This is a genomic window from Pseudomonas sp. 1152_12 (assembly GCF_052850675.1).
The window spans coordinates 25,018-41,192 of the sequence record NZ_VXCW01000006.1 but is presented as its reverse complement, the minus strand read 5'-3'; the positions used below and the strand labels follow the sequence as shown (position 1 = coordinate 41,192).

Below are 16,175 nucleotides of genomic sequence, written 5' to 3'. Positions count from 1 at the left end.
GCGACTTCGGTCGCCTTTTTTTTTGCCTGCGGTTTAGAGTGTATAGCCAGCCATCACCCAAATAACGGATAGGTACTCAATCAACCGCCCGTAAAAAAGGCGCAACCCCTAAAGAGATCGCGCCTTCTTTCTCAGCGGCAGCCTATCAGCTACCCAGCGCCTTGGACGCCAGCCAGAACAAGCCTGCCGACAAGGCCACAGTTGCCGGCAACGTCAACACCCAAGCCATCAGAATGGTCTTCACTGTGCCGCCTTGCAGGCCGCTTTTGTTGGCTACCATGGTCCCTGCGACACCCGAGGACAACACGTGAGTCGTGGAAACCGGCAGGCTGAAGATGTTGGCCAAGCCAATCATGCTCGCCGTGGTGATCTGCGCCGACATGCCCTGAGCATACGTCATGCCCTGCTTGCCGATCTTCTCACCGATGGTCAATACCACACGTTTCCAACCGACCATCGTGCCCAGACCCAAGGCCAGTGCGACCGCGAGGATCACCCAAAACGGTGCGTATTCGGTGGTGGCAGTCAGGTCTTTACGCAGCTTGTCCAGGTCGGACTTCTCGCGTGCATCCAGGCCCGGCAGCTTGCCGACTTTTTTCGCGGTATCGTCCAGACACAGCAGGTAGCGGCGTACTTCAATACGGTGCTCGGAGGTCAGCGAATGGTAGTCGGAGACGCCTTTTAATGTACCCAGCAACGCGTTGATGGTCGGCTCGGTCTGCTGCGGGTTGCACTGGAACTTGCCCGGCAGGTCGTCCTTCATGCTCTTGCCCAGCGCCAGGTACTCACCGAGGGTATCGTGGTTGCGCTGGTAGAACTGGTTCAAGTGCAGGGTGGCGTCGCGGGTGCGCTCGATCTGGTAGGTGGTGCTGCCCAGGTCGAGTACGAACTGCGCCGGCACTATACCGATCAACACCAGCATGATCAGGCCGATGCCTTTCTGACCATCGTTGGAACCGTGCACGAAACTCACGGCCATGGCGGAAATCACTAGGACCAGACGGTTCCAGAAGGGCGGATGCTTCTTGTCGTCGAGCTTGCGGCGCTGGTCCGGGGTCTTGTGCATCTTCGACAGCGGGCGCCACCATTTCAGGCCGAGCAGCACTAGGGCTGCGACCAGGAAACCGGCCATCGGCGAGAACACCAGGGACGCACCGATATCGATCGCTTTCTGCCAGTTCACACCGTCAGCCAGCGGGATATCGTTGATCAGGGCATTGGCCAGGCCCACGCCGAGGATCGAGCCGATCAGGGTGTGGGAGCTGGAGGCCGGGATGCCGAAGTACCAGGTGCCCAGGTTCCAGGTGATCGCTGCGGCCAATAAAGAGAAGACCATTGCCAAGCCATGGCCGGTGTTCACATTGATCAGCAACTCCACCGGCAGCAAATGCACGATGGCGTAGGCGACACCTACACCGCCGAGCAACACGCCGAGGAAGTTGAACACCCCGGAGAAGAACACGGCCAGGTGCGGCGGCATGGCTTTGGTATAGATGACTGTGGCCACCGCGTTAGCGGTGTCATGAAAGCCATTGATGAACTCGAAGGCGAGGACAAAGGCGAGGGCGAGCAACAGGCTCACGAGAACCCAAGCATCCAGTCCGCTGAATAAATCGATCATGAAGGTTTTCTGACCCGGTCGTAAGGGGGCGCGATTATGCCAGAAAACCTCAGTAATCGATGCATTAGCTGCTCATCGGTAACAATCTTCACTGAAAAATCATTGGGTACAGGCACGTATCCCAGGGTTTTCGGGGCTTTGGCAAGTCTTTGATTTATAAAGCGCGGGATCGTAAAGGCAGGTTTTTTTGACCGAAATGCCACGTTTGAAACATTTGTACGAAATTTCGCCTAGGGCTTTAGGGGGCTGACGAAAATCAGGTTGCCCACCACTGGCAATGCGCCAGCGGTGGTGGCAAAACCGGGAAGCTCAACTCAAAGCGCTTATGGCTCTTCGGTTTTGAGTTCCTGTTCAATCTTTTGGATTTCCTGGGCAAATGCCTGATCCAGCAAACTGGCGCGCTTGCGCCACGGTTTGCGCTCGGGCTCAGGCTGGGCGGCGTAGGTGGTGACTTCCCCGCCGTAAACGTCCTTGTAACGTTGCTCCTGGCGCTCAAGTTCCGCGCGCAGTTCGTCTTTCGTCACAGTGTTACCTAATTGAGTTGAGTTGAATTTATTGATTGTGCAGCGTCATGCCTGAAAGTCGTCCCCAGGTTATTTCAAATTGAACAGTGCACCGTTCAAGTTTGAAAGAGGGCCAAAGGGCAAATCTTTTAAGCGACTACTTGTGACCGGCGATGCACACAGCGCGCAACGCCTGGCGAGCTCCCATCCCGATATAGATAACGGGCTGACCTCTGCACAACCTGCATTATAGCGGCGTATTTGAATAACACTATCACCATAAAGTTAAAAAGCGTCAACGCGGTATGTGCGCTTTGTTACATACATGCGTCAATATGTGTGAAAACCATCACCATAAATGCTGCACTTTTTTAGAAGAAAAAATGGGCACGCACATTTTATGGGTCGATAAGGCAAACCTGAAACTTCAGTGCTCGGGATTCGCCACTGCTCGCAAAATTGCGATTATCGAATGATCGTCCGATAATCGCCCAATGTTGCGGGCCCTGCCTTGTGCATCGCGGCTGGCGCGGCTTGTAATAGCGGCCAACCCTCCCAGCGGTTGAAAATAAGAGAAAGGACCCTGAAATGAACGATCAATTGCGCAACTCCTTCGCGTCAGTGGCGCCGCCGATCGTGGCTTCACCGGCCAAGCGCATCCAGGCGTTTACCGGTGATCCTGACTTCATGACGTCCCTGGCCCGTGGCCTGGCCGTGGTGCAGGCGTTCCAGGAACGCAAACGTCACCTGACCATCGCTCAAATCAGCCATCGCACCGAAATCCCCCGCGCTGCCGTGCGACGTTGCCTGCACACCTTGATCAAGCTTGGCTACGCCACCACCGACGGGCGTACCTATTCGCTATTGCCCAAAGTCTTGACCCTGGGCCATGCCTATTTATCTTCCACGCCTTTGGCGGTCTCGGCCCAGCCGTACCTGGACCGCATGAGCGAGCAACTGCACGAAGCCTGCAACATGGCGACCCTGGAAGGCGACGACATTCTCTACATCGCTCGTTCCGCCACCACCCAGCGCCTGATTTCCGTGGACTTGTCGGTAGGCGGGCGCTTGCCGGCGTATTGCACCTCCATGGGCCGCATCCTGCTCGCGGCGCTCGACGATGCCTCGCTCAAGGACTATCTCGACCACGCCGACCTGCAAACCAAGACCAGCCGCACCCTGACCACACCCGAAGCCTTGTTCGAATGTCTGCAACACGTGCGTCAGCAAGGGTGGTGCATCGTCGATCAGGAGTTGGAACAGGGCCTGCGTTCCATTGCCGTGCCGGTGTATGACGCGTCCGGCCAAGTGTTGGCGGCGCTCAACGTCAGCACTCACGCGGGCCGGGTCAGCCGCAGTGAGCTTGAGCAACGATTTTTGCCCAGCATGCTCAGCGCCAGCTGCGAGTTGAGTGCGCAGTTGTTTGCCTAAGCTGTTCGGTGACCGCACAGATCCCGGCCTGATCGATTGACGATGATTCTCGCGGCTTATTAATGTGCGGCAGCGCTCTGAGCGCCGCCCCAATAATAATGACGGCCCCAAGCCGTTCGCCCGCCCATCGGTGTGGAAATAACAATAATGAATCAGCCTTCTGTCGGTACTAACCTGGACGTGCAGTCCTTTATTAACGCCCAGCCGCTGTCACGCTATCAGTGGCGCGTGGTGATCCTGTGTTTCCTTATCGTCTTTCTCGACGGCCTCGACACTGCCGCCATGGGCTTTATCGCGCCCGCGCTGTCCCAGGATTGGGGCATCGACCGCGCCAGCCTCGGCCCGGTGATGAGCGCCGCGTTGATCGGCATGGTGTTCGGCGCACTGGGTTCAGGCCCGCTGGCCGACCGCTTCGGGCGCAAAGTAGTGCTGGTGAGTGCGGTACTGGTGTTTGGTGCGTTCAGCCTGGCCTCGGCCTACAGCACGAATATCGACCAGTTGCTGGCATTGCGCTTCCTCACTGGGCTGGGCTTGGGCGCAGGGATGCCGAACGCCACCACGCTGCTCTCCGAATACACCCCCGAGCGTCATAAGTCGCTGCTGGTGACCAGCATGTTCTGCGGCTTCAACCTGGGCATGGCCGGTGGCGGGTTTATCTCGGCCAAGCTGATCCCGGCGTTCGGTTGGCACAGCCTGCTGATGATCGGCGGCATCTTGCCGTTGATCCTGGCCGTGGTGCTGCTGGTGTGGCTGCCGGAATCCGCGCGCTACCTGGTGGTGCGCAACCGCGGCAGCGACAAAGTGCGCAAGACCTTGTCGCCCATCGAGCCCAACCTCGTTGCCCAAGCCACCAGTTTCAGCGTGCCCGAGCAAAAAACTGTCAAGGCGCGCAACGTGTTCGCGGTGATCTTCTCCGGCACCTACAGCGCCGGCACCTTGTTGCTGTGGCTCACCTACTTCATGGGGCTGGTGATTGTGTACTTGCTGACCAGTTGGTTGCCCACGCTGATGCGTGACAGCGGCGCCAGCATGGAACAGGCCGCGTTTATCGGTGCGTTGTTCCAGTTCGGCGGTGTACTCAGCGCCGTCGGCGTGGGCTGGGCGATGGACCGCTTCAATCCGCACAAGGTCATCGGCACGTTTTACCTGCTGGCCGGTGTGTTTGCCTACGCGGTAGGGCAGAGCCTGGGCAACATCACGCTATTGGCGACCTTGGTGCTGGTCGCCGGCATGTGCGTCAACGGTGCGCAATCGGCGATGCCGTCCCTGGCCGCACGTTTCTACCCAACCCAAGGCCGGGCTACCGGTGTGTCCTGGATGCTCGGCATCGGTCGGTTCGGCGCGATTCTCGGAGCGTGGATGGGCGCCACCTTGCTGGGCTTGGGCTGGAACTTCGAGCAAGTGCTGACTGCATTGGTGATCCCGGCGGCATTGGCCACGGCAGCCGTGGTGATCAAAGGCATGGTCAGCCATGCGGATGCGACCTGAAGCTCGACGCGATCGCGTGGCACCCAGGATGCTTTTGTGGGAGTTGGCAAGCCAGCTCCCCCATTGACCGTGCTCGCAGAACGATTAGCTAGACAACAATTCGTTCGATAATCGAACACTGAGTCGATTATCGGATTGTTCGCCCCATTGCCCCGGCTTAATCTTCAAGCACTTCGGCGCCACCTCAGCGCCTTTTTCGATCAACACCGGGAGCCCAACCGATGGCTGAAATTCTTGCGCTGCGTGACGCGGTGAAGCAATTCGTGAACGACGGCGATACCGTCGCACTGGAAGGCTTCACCCATCTGATCCCTACGGCAGCGGGTCATGAAATCATTCGTCAGGGCAAGAAAGACCTGACATTGGTGCGCATGACGCCTGACTTGGTCTACGACCAGTTGATCGGTGCCGGCTGCGTGCGCAAGTTGATTTTCTCCTGGGGCGGCAACCCCGGCGTGGGCTCCTTGCATCGCCTGCGTGATGCGGTGGAAAAACACTGGCCGCAATCGTTGGAGATCGAAGAGCACAGCCACGCCGACCTGGCCAACGCCTACGTTGCTGGTGCATCGGGCCTGCCGTTCGCCGTACTGCGTGCCTACGCCGGCTCCGACCTGCCCAAGGTCAACCCGCTGATCAAGACCGTGACTTGCCCGTTCACCGGCGAAGTGCTGGCGGCGGTGCCGTCGGTGCGCCCGGATGTCACCGTGATCCACGCCCAGAAGGCCGACCGCAAGGGCAACGTGTTGCTCTGGGGCATTCTCGGCGTGCAGAAGGAAGCGGCGTTGGCAGCCAAGCGTTGCATCGTCACCGTCGAAGAAATCGTCGACGACCTGAATGCACCGATGAACAGCTGTGTGCTGCCGACCTGGGCGCTGACGGCGGTGTGCCATGTACCCGGTGGCGCGCATCCGTCCTACGCCCACGGCTACAACGAGCGTGATAACCGCTTCTACCAGGCGTGGGACCCGATCTCTCGTGACCGTGGGACTTTTACCGCCTGGATCGACGAATACATCCACGGCACCGTCGATTTCAGTGCATTCCAGGCCAAGCTGGCCACCGCGCAGGAGGCCAAGTAATGGCTTACTCGACCAATGAAATGATGACCGTCGCCGCCGCGCGCCGCCTCAAGAACGGCTCGGTGTGCTTTGTCGGCATCGGCTTGCCCTCCAAGGCCGCCAACCTGGCGCGCCTGACCTCGTCACCCGATGTGGTGCTGATCTACGAGTCCGGCCCGATCGGCGCAAAACCCAGTGTACTGCCGCTGTCCATCGGCGACGGTGAGCTGGCGGAAACCGCCGACACCGTCGTGCCGACCGGTGAGATTTTTCGCTACTGGCTGCAAGGCGGGCGTATCGACGTGGGGTTTCTGGGCGCTGCCCAAGTCGACCGCTTCGGCAATATCAACACCACCGTGGTCGGTGATTACTACCAGCCCAACGTGCGCCTGCCGGGTGCCGGTGGCGCGCCGGAGATTGCCGGCTCGGCCAAGAGCGTGCTGATCATCCTCAAGCAGTCGGCGCGCTCGTTTGTCGACAAACTGGACTTCATCACCTCGGTGGGCCACGGCGAAGGCGGCGATTCACGTAAACGTCTGGGCCTGCCGGGCGCTGGCCCAGTAGGGATTATTACCGACCTGTGCATCATGGAGCCGGAAGCGGGTAGCCATGAATTTGTGGTCACCGCGCTGCACCCCGGCGTGACCCGCGAGCAAGTGGTCGCGGCCACCGGTTGGGCGATTCGGTTCGCCGACCCGGTGAGCATCACCGACGCACCGACTGATATCGAACTGAAGGCCCTGCGTGATCTCGAAGCTCGCACCGCCGCCGCCCATGGCCAAGCGCCAGGAGACGCCTGATGCGTGACGTATTTATCTGCGATGCCATCCGCACGCCCATCGGCCGGTTTGGCGGAGGTCTATCCACGGTGCGTGCCGATGACTTGGCGGCATTGCCGATCAAGGCGCTGATCGAGCGTAACCCGTCGGTGGACTGGAGTGCCGTCGACGAAGTGTTCCTCGGTTGTGCCAACCAAGCCGGTGAAGACAACCGCAACGTCGCGCGCATGGCGCTGCTGTTGGCGGGCCTGCCGGAAAGTATTCCCGGCGTGACCCTCAACCGTTTATGCGCCTCGGGCATGGACGCGATCGGCACGGCCTTTCGCGCCATCGCCAGCGGCGAAATGGAGCTGGCGATTGCCGGTGGCGTCGAGTCGATGTCCCGCGCACCGTTCGTGATGGGCAAGGCCGATGCCGCGTTTTCACGCAACATGAAACTTGAAGACACCACCATCGGCTGGCGTTTTATCAACCCGTTGATGAAGGCCCAATACGGTGTGGAGGCGATGCCGCAGACCGCCGATAACGTCGCCGACGACTACAGCGTGTCCCGCGCCGATCAGGACGCCTTCGCCCTGCGTAGCCAGCAACGTACGGCCGCCGCGCAAGCTGCCGGGTTCTTTGCTGAAGAAATCGTGCCGGTACGCGTCGCGCATAAAAAAGGCGAAACCCTGGTCGAGCAGGATGAGCATCCACGCGCCGACACCACCTTGGAAGCCCTGGCCAAGCTCAAACCAGTGAATGGCCCGGACCGGACCGTCACTGCCGGCAACGCCTCAGGTGTCAATGACGGTGCGGCAGCGCTGATTCTGGCCAGCGCTGAAGCGATTAAAAAACATGGCCTGACCGCCCGTGCCCGCGTGCTGGGTATGGCCAGTGCCGGTGTCGCACCACGTGTGATGGGCATCGGCCCGGTGCCGGCGGTGCGCAAACTGGTGGAGCGCCTGGGCCTGGCAGTCACTGACTTTGACGTGATTGAGCTCAACGAAGCTTTCGCCAGCCAAGGCCTGGCGGTGCTGCGTGAGTTGGGCATCGCCGACGACGCACCCCAGGTGAACCCGAACGGCGGCGCCATCGCCCTCGGCCATCCGCTGGGCATGAGTGGCGCGCGGTTGGTGTTGACGGCCTTGCACCAGTTGGAAAAAACCGGTGGCCGCAGAGGCTTGGCGACCATGTGTGTGGGCGTCGGCCAAGGCTTGGCCCTGGCGATTGAACGCATCTAATACGAGAGGATTGCTCCATGAGTGACAAGCCCGGATACCGGCGCCCGCAAGCCGGTACTCAACCGGAATACCTGCACCCGGCCTACCAGTCGACGAACCTGCGTTCGCCGTCCCAGCCGTTGGTGTTTCTGCCGCATTCCTTGTCGGAAATCACCGGCCCGTGCATTGGCGCTGAACGCGTCAATGAGCAGGACAATGACCTGACCGCCCAGCATGAAGGCGATCCGCAAGGCGAGCGCATCATCATTCATGGCCGTGTGCTGGATGAGAATGGCCTGCCGGTGCCGGGCATTCTGGTGGAGATCTGGCAGGCCAACGCCGCCGGCCGCTACAACCACAAGCGCGACCTGCACGACGCGCCGCTGGACCCGAACTTCACCGGCACCGGCCGCACCGTCACCGACGCCGATGGCGGGTACCAGTTCCAGACCATCAAGCCTGGCGCCTACCCGTGGGGCAACCACCACAACGCGTGGCGCCCGGCGCATATCCACTTTTCGCTGTTTGGCCCGAGCGTGCTGACGCGCCTGGTTACACAGATGTACTTCCCCGGCGACCCGCTGTTGGAATACGACCCGATCTACAACTGCGTGCCGGACACCTCGGCCAAGCAGCGCCTGATCGCGAGTTTTGATCTGGAAAAAACCATTCCTTCCTATGCCCTCGGCTACCGCTGGGACATCGTCCTGCGCGGCCGCGACGCCACGCCGATGGAGAAATGAGATGACACTCTATGCGACCACGTCCCACACCGTCGGGCCGTATTACCACATCGGCCTGACCTGGCTGAACCGCGAAGACCTCACCGTGTCGGCTACCCTCGGCGAGCGCGTGGCGATCAGCGGACAGGTGGTGGACGGCAACGGTGATGTCGTCAACGACGCGATGCTTGAAGTCTGGCAGGCCAATGCCGCCGGCAAATACGATCACCCTGAAGATGAACAGGACAAAGCCGTCGATCCCAACTTCGAAGGCTTTGGTCGGGTGCCGGTGGATGCCGAAGGGCGCTTTCGCTTTACCACGATAAAACCGGGCAGCGTGCCGGGGCTTGCGGGTACGACTCAGGCGCCACACCTGGTGGTGCTAGTGTTTGCACGCGGGTTGGTGAAGCACTTGCTGACGCGGATTTATTTTGACGGTGAGGCGTTGAATAGGGATGACCCGTTACTGGCGTGTGTGCCCGCACAGCGGCGCAGCACGTTGATGGCCAAGACGGATGCAGGCGGTGTGTATCAGTGGAATGTGGTGTTGCAGGGCACAGATAAGGAAACGGTGTTCTTCGATTACTGAATTGGCTTGAAATCCTGTCGGCAGCAAGCCCCCTCCCACATTTGACTGAATTCACACATCAAAGTGTGGGACGGAGCTTGCTCCCGATGAGGCTGGTTCAGACAACAATTATCCAAAAGTCCGCTTGCGGAACATGTTTGTTGCAAAGTATGTCTAGGCTATAACCGTTCCCACTGAGTGAAAAAACATGACAACAAAAACGATTCACTACACCGGAGAAGAACGCAGCAAACGGATTTTTGCAATTGTCGGCGCATCCTCTGGCAACCTCGTCGAATGGTTCGACTTCTATGTCTATGCCTTCTGCGCCATCTATTTTGCCCCGGCGTTTTTTCCGTCGGATGACCCTACGGTCCAACTGCTGAACACTGCTGGCGTATTCGCCGCCGGGTTCCTGATGCGTCCTATCGGCGGCTGGCTATTTGGCCGGGTGGCCGACAAGCACGGGCGCAAGAGCTCGATGATGATCTCGGTGCTGATGATGTGCGCCGGTTCCTTGGTCATCGCCTTTTTGCCCACTTACAAAGACATCGGCGCCTGGGCCCCGGCCTTGCTGTTGGTGGCGCGTTTGTTCCAGGGTTTGTCGGTGGGCGGCGAATACGGCACCACTGCCACCTACATGAGTGAAATCGCGCTCAAGGGCCAGCGTGGCTTCTTCGCTTCGTTCCAGTATGTGACCCTGATCGGCGGGCAACTGCTGGCGGTACTGGTCGTCGTGATCCTGCAACAGATCCTCAGCGAAGACGAACTGCGTGCCTGGGGCTGGCGGATTCCGTTTGTGATCGGCGCCATCGCGGCGGTGATTTCTCTGCTGCTGCGTCGCACGTTGAAAGAAACCTCCAGCAAGGAAATGCGCGAGAACAAGGACGCGGGCAGCATCGTCGCGTTGTTACGCGACCACGGTAAAGCATTCGTGACGGTACTGGGTTACACCGCCGGTGGCTCGCTGATTTTCTATACGTTCACCACGTACATGCAGAAGTATTTGGTCAACACCGTTGGCATGCACGCCAAGACGTCGAGCTACATCATGACCGGCGCGCTGTTCCTCTACATGTGCATGCAGCCGTTGTTCGGCATGTTGGCGGACAAGATCGGCCGGCGTAATTCGATGCTGTGGTTTGCCGGCCTTGGCACACTGTTCACAGTGCCGATCCTACTCACGTTAAAAACCATCAGCAGCCCGTTCCTGGCCTTCGTGCTGATCACCCTGGCTTTGGCGATTGTCAGTTTCTACACCTCCATCAGTGGCTTGGTCAAAGCGGAAATGTTCCCGCCGCAGGTGCGTGCATTGGGCGTTGGCCTGGCCTATGCGGTGGCGAATGCGGTGTTCGGCGGTTCGGCGGAAGTCGTCGCGTTGAGCCTTAAATCCATCGGCATGGAAAACGCCTTCTATTGGTACGTCACCGTGATGATGGCGGTGGCCTTCCTGTTCAGCTTGCGCCTACCGAAAGAGGCGGCGTACTTGCATCACGATCTGTAAGGGATGAGTTATGACACTGCGCACGAGCAACCAACTGTTCGACGCTTACTTCACCGCTGACAGCATGGCCGAGGTGTTCTGCGACAGGGGACGTTTGCAGGGCATGCTGGATTTTGAAGCGGGGTTGGCCCGGGCCGAGGCCCAGGTCGGGTTGATTCCCCAGGCCGCCGTCGCACCGATTGCCCAGGCGTGCCTGGCGTCTTTGTACGACGTGGATGCGCTTGGCGTGGCGATTGCCACGGCGGGCAATTCGGCGATTCCGCTGGTGAAGGCGCTGGGTAAGTTGATCGCCAGCGAAGACGCCGGTGCCGAACGTTATGTGCACTTGGGGGCGACCAGCCAGGACGTGATGGACACCGGCCTGGTGCTGCAACTGCGCAGCGCCTTGGAATTGATCGAAGCGGACTTGGCGCAGTTGGGCGAGATTCTCGCCATGCAGGCGCAACGCTATGCGCGCGTGCCGTTGGCCGGACGTACTTGGTTGCAGCATGCGACCCCGGTGACCCTGGGAATGAAAATCGCCGGTTGGTTGGGCGCGGTGACGCGCAGTCGCCAGCGCCTTGCCGAGTTGAAGCCGCGCTTGCTGGTGCTGCAATTCGGCGGCGCGTCCGGCACCCTGGCGGCGCTCGGCGAACACGCCATGCCGGTGGCCGAAGCATTGGCCACGGAGCTGCAACTGAGTGTGCCCGAGCAGCCTTGGCACACCCAGCGCGACCGGCTGGTGGAATTCGCCAGCGTGCTCGGCCTGATTGCTGGCAGCCTGGGTAAAGTGGGGCGCGATATCAGTCTGCTGATGCAGACCGAAGCGGCGGAAGTGTTCGAGCCGTCGGCGCCAGGCAAAGGCGGTTCGTCGACCATGCCGCACAAGCGCAACCCCGTGGGCGCCGCTGTGCTGATCAGCGCGGCCACCCGCGTGCCAGGATTGGTGGCGACGATGTACAGCGCCATGCCCCAGGAGCACGAACGCAGCTTGGGCCTGTGGCACGCTGAGTGGGAAACCTTGCCGGACATTTGCCGGCTGGTGTCCGGCGCCTTGAAGCAAGCGTTGCTAGTGAGTGAGGGACTGGAGGTCGACCCTGAACGCATGGCGCGCAATCTCGATCTGACCCAAGGGCTGATGTTGGCTGAAGCCGTCAGCAGTGTGCTTGCCCAACGCCTGGGCCGCGAAACTGCGCACCATCTGCTGGAGCACTGTTGCAAGCGCGCCGTTGCCGAGGGGCGACATTTGCGCGCGGTACTCGCGAACGAAACACAGGTCACCGGCGAACTGTCAGCGACTGAATTGGACCGCCTGCTTGATCCGGCCCACTACCTGGGCCAGGCACACATGTGGGTCACCCGCGCGGTGGCCGACCATTTTGCATTGACCGCGTAAGGAGACCGCTGTGGCTTTTGTACAACTCGCCGAGGGCGAATTGCATTACCAATTGGACGGGCCGCTCGACGCACCCGTGCTGGTGTTGGCCAATTCCCTGGGGACCGACCTGCATATGTGGGACATCCAGATGCCGGCCTTTACAGCGCATTTTCGCGTGCTGCGTTTCGATACCCGTGGCCATGGCAAATCGTTGGTCACCGAGGGGCCGTACAGCATTGAGCAACTTGGCCGTGACGTGATCGCGCTGCTGGATGCACTGGATATCCAGCGCGCGCATTTTTGCGGGCTGTCCATGGGCGGCTTGATCGGCCAATGGCTGGGCATTCACGCGGGTGACCGTGTGCAGCGGCTGGTGGTGTGCAACACCGCGGCCAAGATTGGCACGCCTGAGGTGTGGAACCCACGTATCGAGACGGTCCTGCGCGATGGCCCGGCCGCCATGGTGGCGTTGCGCGATGCGTCGATTGCGCGCTGGTTCACCGCCGATTTCGCCGCCGCCAATCCGCACCAGGCCAAGCAGATTACCGACATGCTTGCGGCCACATCGCCCCAGGGTTATGCCGCCAACTGCGCAGCGGTGCGCGACGCCGATTTTCGTGAGCAACTGGCTGCGATCCAAGTGCCGACATTGGTGATCGCCGGCACTGAAGATGCGGTCACGCCGCCGGCCGGTAGTCACTTTATCCAGCACCATGTGCGGGGCGCCGAGTACGCCGAGTTCTATGCGGCGCACCTGTCGAACGTCCAGGCCGGGGCTGAGTTCAGCGACCGTGTATTGGGTTTTTTGCTGACTGATTAACCCTCTGTGGCAAGCCCGCTCGCCATAACGAGCCCATTCATCACAACCAGTGGGCTCGCCTCGGGTGATCGGGCTGATATCTCATTGAACCAGGAGCTTTTTGTGGACGAGAAACAACGTTACGCCGATGGCCTGCAAGTGCGCCGCGAAGTGCTGGGCGACGCGCACGTCGATCGCAGCCTCAACGCCCTGACCGAATTCAACAGCGAGTTCCAGGAAATGATCACCCGCCACGCCTGGGGTGATATCTGGACTCGCCCCGGCCTGCCACGGCACACCCGCAGCCTGATCACCATTGCGATGCTGATCGGCATGAACCGCAGTGAAGAACTCAAGCTGCACCTGCGCGCCGCCGCGAGCAACGGCGTGACCCGCGCCGAGATCAAGGAAGTGCTGATGCAGAGCGCGATTTACTGCGGCATCCCGGCGGCGAACGCGACGTTTCACCTGGCGGAGTCGGTGTGGGATGAGCTGGGTGTAGAGTCGCGCGGAAAAACTTGATTGCCGCCAAGCTTGCTTGCGTCTTCAGCTCAACCTCGGTATTTGTCACGTAGCGGCTCACCCATTTCTTCATGAAGTGCGTTTTCATTGAACGGGTAGGGGTTAGTGTTGCTGGCAGGCGTCAGCGGGTCATCATCAAAGTCAAATTCAGGGGCATTGGTGTCCAGGCCGACAGCTTGACGTTCGAGGTTGAGTTCCCCGTCGGTTTTACCAGGGAAAACAGTGCCGTTACCAAAGTTATAAGCGTGTGACAGTTCATGGTAAAAGGCACTCAGGGGCGATCTGTTAACCGGGCCTTCAGGCACGTAGGAGCGATTACTGAATACGTCGCCACTGGTCATCACATCGCCCCGCTTTCCCTCTTGAAGGGTGCTCAGCTTTGGATCCTCTCCAATAGGCAGTTTTTGTCCGGTGTTGATCAGGTTTTCATAGTATTCGTTATGACCCGTGTAGAAGTTAACGTCCTCGGATTGAACCTCCAGTATTTTCAGAGGGAAGCCGTTGCGCTTGGTCATCCTGTCCAACTCGCTTAGCATTTCCTGACCAGCAGGGGAGCCCCTAAGCATCTCCAGGTCATCGTTGATCCGTTGTTGGAACTCTGTAGAGCCTTCAAGAGTGAACGCTTTTTTTCCAGCGTCGCTGGGTGAGATCAGTGTGAGTTTTGCGGCGGTGGTCTTTTTTATCAGGTCATCTTTTTTTGCGTAGATAAGATCGCTGTCATGGATGGATACAATCGTATCGTCACCCTTTCCTGAGTAGAAGGTAGCGCGTCCGACGCTGCTTAATGTGTCATCGTCCAAGCCGCCGTTCATGACGGTGTGGCTGGAACCCCCGTGAATCTGATCCTTCCCGCTGCCGCCGTCCATATAGGCGGGTTTGCCCCCAGGGCCTACGTAGCCTTGAATTACATCATTGCCATTGTTGCCGTAAACAACTGCTCGTCCTGTGCCGGTTTGAATCCAGTCGGCACCGTCACCGCCCTCCGCATAACTGGTGCCGGCGCCAAGATAGATGTGATCGCTGCCGGCGCCTCCGAATACCCTCGTACGGCCCCCGCCAGCCCAAATATGATCATCACCGTCGCCGCCTTCTATCTGGATTTCGGCATGGACATCGCTGTCTACTTTTATGCGGTCATTGCCGCCTTCCGTTTGTATTTTTAGTGTTTGCTTGGGGGCAAGTTTTACGTCGTAGATTCTCGTGTTGATGGTGATACGCAGATGACCATTTGCGCCATTACTGACGTTCACAATGTCATCACCGTCGCCAGTTTTTATCGTCAACGTATCGCGTACCAATTTAGGGGGATAAGCGCGGACTTCACTTTCACGTACAGTGCACTCTCTGGACACGTGAATGCTGGCGTCTTTGAAGAGCGCGTAAAAGTCGATTGTTGATGGGTTTTGCGGAATTTTATGAGTGGCGGGTGTGGAGTTGTAAGGGGTATCAGGTTTGACATTACCGTCGATAAGGGCCGGGGGGAGTGTTTTTTTATGTTCAGAAGCGTTCGCCTGGTGAATGTAGGAGCGGTACGCAGAGTCGGGTGAGGGTTGGTCGGGGCGTAATGTATTCACTATAGAAAACCCTGAAAACATAGGATGTCGAAAGCTGCATCAGTGGCGTCTCATAAGTGAGCAGTTCCATAGACGACAAGAAAATGAACCCGGTAAGTGCGCGATTCCAATCTTCAGTGGGAGTCCGCATCCCATATCCAGCTCCATGCACCCGGCAAGTGCACCACTTCATTCATATCCTTCACCGTACGCGCCAGCGCCGCGCGTTCGAGCGTGGCGGGGTCGGTGTAGAACGGCTCGGCAGCGGTTTTCATGCCGTTGATTCGGGCACTGTCCATCAGAATCTGCAAGTACTCCTGCAAGTGCCGCGCGGTGTAGCGGTTGATATCGTGGAAGGTCACCACCACCGGTATCACGCCGTCTACCGTCGGTAACTCGCCCAAGGCAATGCGCTCGCGTACCACCGACAGTTGCCGGTACAAATTCGCCCGGCGGCGCGGGCTGCCGTTGAAGCCCCAGATCTTGCCGTCATTGGCACTCAGGTCGGTCAACAATACGTGCATGCCGTGGCGTTGGTAGGCGGCGAAGGTGCGCTTGTCGTAGTTCCAGAAGGGCGGGCGCACCAGCAGAGGCGGCGTGCCGGTGATCGAGGCGATATCCGCCGCGCCCTGGCTGAGGGTGCTTTCAAGCTCGGCGTCACTCAGCCAGCGGTGGTTGGTGTGAAACCCCGTGGCCGTGTGGAAGGCCAGGACGTGTCCGGCTGCGTATTCACGCGCAATGGTCTTGCGCCCCCGAGGGCTGCCGCCTGCGCGGGAGGATTCGGTTTGCAGGAAGAACACCGCTTTGATTCCCGGCATTACCGGGTTGTGCGCCAGGTCGGTTATGACCGAGCGGCTCGGGTTGTTATAGCCCGAGGCGCTGGGGCCGTCATCGAAGGTCAGCAAGAAGCGAATGGGGGCCTGGGCTTGTAAACGCTGCTCGGTCTGCGCGGTGAGGGCAATGGGCGCGCTTATGCAGCCGCTGAGCAGGATCGACAGAATGACAGTCAGGTATTTCATGGCAGCCTGGGTTCAGAGGTCGTCATCCGTGTCGAGGGTCCGTGTGCCG

At 59.6% G+C, this 16,175-nt stretch carries 15 protein-coding genes; 11 read left to right on the top strand and 4 right to left on the bottom strand.

The annotated features are described in order from the left end of the window. Positions 1-145 precede the first annotated feature (145 nt). Positions 146-1,621 (bottom strand): inorganic phosphate transporter, encoded by a 1,476-nt coding sequence (locus tag FW764_RS12655; protein WP_446434218.1) that lies wholly within the window; start codon positions 1,619-1,621, stop codon positions 146-148. A 323-nt stretch (positions 1,622-1,944) separates the two neighbouring features. Next, the gene (locus FW764_RS12650; RefSeq protein WP_003189295.1) at positions 1,945-2,145 is read right to left on the bottom strand and encodes a hypothetical protein; all 201 of its coding nucleotides are present in this window, start codon (positions 2,143-2,145) and stop codon (positions 1,945-1,947) included. Between the two features lie 567 nt (positions 2,146-2,712). Here FW764_RS12650 and pcaR point away from each other — a divergent pair. The 11 genes from pcaR (at position 2,713) to pcaC (ending at position 13,554) form a co-directional block, all read left to right on the top strand. Beyond that, positions 2,713-3,555 (top strand): pca regulon transcriptional regulator PcaR, encoded by an 843-nt coding sequence (gene pcaR, locus FW764_RS12645; protein WP_446434217.1) that lies wholly within the window; start codon positions 2,713-2,715, stop codon positions 3,553-3,555. A gap of 147 nt (positions 3,556-3,702) precedes the next feature. Next, positions 3,703-5,043, top strand: a complete 1,341-nt coding sequence (locus tag FW764_RS12640) for an aromatic acid/H+ symport family MFS transporter (protein WP_446434216.1) — start codon at positions 3,703-3,705, stop codon at positions 5,041-5,043. 221 nt (positions 5,044-5,264) lie between these two features. Further along, on the top strand, positions 5,265-6,122 hold the full coding sequence (locus tag FW764_RS12635; RefSeq protein WP_446434215.1) for a CoA transferase subunit A: 858 nt from the start codon (positions 5,265-5,267) through the stop codon (positions 6,120-6,122). Continuing rightward, a complete protein-coding gene (locus FW764_RS12630; protein ID WP_446434214.1) occupies positions 6,122-6,901 on the top strand; it encodes a CoA-transferase subunit beta in 780 nt (259 codons plus the stop codon). The genes FW764_RS12635 and FW764_RS12630 overlap by 1 nt, the downstream gene beginning before the upstream one ends. Further along, positions 6,898-8,103 (top strand): 3-oxoadipyl-CoA thiolase, encoded by a 1,206-nt coding sequence (gene pcaF, locus FW764_RS12625; RefSeq protein WP_446434495.1) that lies wholly within the window; start codon positions 6,898-6,900, stop codon positions 8,101-8,103. The genes FW764_RS12630 and pcaF overlap by 4 nt, the downstream gene beginning before the upstream one ends. Before the next feature lie 17 nt (positions 8,104-8,120). Further along, positions 8,121-8,825, top strand: coding sequence for a protocatechuate 3,4-dioxygenase subunit beta (pcaH, locus tag FW764_RS12620; protein ID WP_446434213.1), 705 nt, complete (start codon positions 8,121-8,123; stop codon positions 8,823-8,825). Position 8,826: 1 nt separating this feature from the next. Beyond that, positions 8,827-9,393, top strand: coding sequence for a protocatechuate 3,4-dioxygenase subunit alpha (pcaG, locus tag FW764_RS12615; RefSeq protein ID WP_446434212.1), 567 nt, complete (start codon positions 8,827-8,829; stop codon positions 9,391-9,393). Positions 9,394-9,580: 187 nt separating this feature from the next. Beyond that, on the top strand, positions 9,581-10,876 hold the full coding sequence (locus FW764_RS12610; RefSeq protein WP_446434211.1) for an MFS family transporter: 1,296 nt from the start codon (positions 9,581-9,583) through the stop codon (positions 10,874-10,876). A 10-nt stretch (positions 10,877-10,886) separates the two neighbouring features. After that, positions 10,887-12,251, top strand: a complete 1,365-nt coding sequence (locus FW764_RS12605; RefSeq protein WP_446434210.1) for a 3-carboxy-cis,cis-muconate cycloisomerase — start codon at positions 10,887-10,889, stop codon at positions 12,249-12,251. Positions 12,252-12,261: 10 nt separating this feature from the next. Next, complete coding sequence (gene pcaD, locus FW764_RS12600; protein ID WP_446434209.1) at positions 12,262-13,053, top strand: 3-oxoadipate enol-lactonase; 792 nt, start codon at positions 12,262-12,264, stop codon at positions 13,051-13,053. 102 nt (positions 13,054-13,155) lie between these two features. Further along, positions 13,156-13,554: a 4-carboxymuconolactone decarboxylase gene (pcaC, locus tag FW764_RS12595; protein ID WP_446434208.1), complete on the top strand. Its 399-nt coding sequence runs from the start codon at positions 13,156-13,158 to the stop codon at positions 13,552-13,554. A 29-nt stretch (positions 13,555-13,583) separates the two neighbouring features. Here the strand turns inward: pcaC and FW764_RS12590 are convergent, their stop codons facing one another. Both FW764_RS12590 and FW764_RS12585 read right to left on the bottom strand, forming a co-directional pair. Continuing rightward, positions 13,584-15,128, bottom strand: a complete 1,545-nt coding sequence (locus FW764_RS12590; protein WP_446434207.1) for a M91 family zinc metallopeptidase — start codon at positions 15,126-15,128, stop codon at positions 13,584-13,586. Positions 15,129-15,241: 113 nt separating this feature from the next. Next, positions 15,242-16,126, bottom strand: a complete 885-nt coding sequence (locus FW764_RS12585; RefSeq protein ID WP_446434206.1) for a polysaccharide deacetylase family protein — start codon at positions 16,124-16,126, stop codon at positions 15,242-15,244. Positions 16,127-16,175: the final 49 nt, after the last annotated feature.